The sequence below is a fragment of the Gilvimarinus sp. 1_MG-2023 genome, from assembly GCF_030548285.1.
The window spans coordinates 1-238 of sequence record NZ_JAUOSC010001679.1 but is presented as its reverse complement, the minus strand read 5'-3'; the positions used below and the strand labels follow the sequence as shown (position 1 = coordinate 238).

General features: G+C 53.4%; 1 protein-coding gene. It reads left to right on the top strand.

Annotation, left to right across the window (positions count from 1 at the left end; all coding sequences use genetic code 11):
• Positions 1–238: hypothetical protein (locus Q4563_RS22505; protein WP_303606128.1), on the top strand; the 238-nt coding region annotated here is incomplete at both ends.

Sequence of the window (238 nt, the reverse complement as noted above, 5' to 3'; positions counted from 1 at the left end):
CGCCACCTACTCCGACAGCGATATCCATTTTGAGGGAGACGACTACGACTTTACCCTGCATAACGTCTCCGCCAAGGATCATCAGACCCCGTTCAGCATTGCACAGGTTTTTCACAGCGACCTGAACCCCGGCCGCTTGACGATTCCCCAATACAACTGGCGTTTCGGCTACTTTGTGCAGGATAACTGGTCAGTCTCGCTGGGCTGGGATCATATGAAGTACGTTATGGTCCAGGAC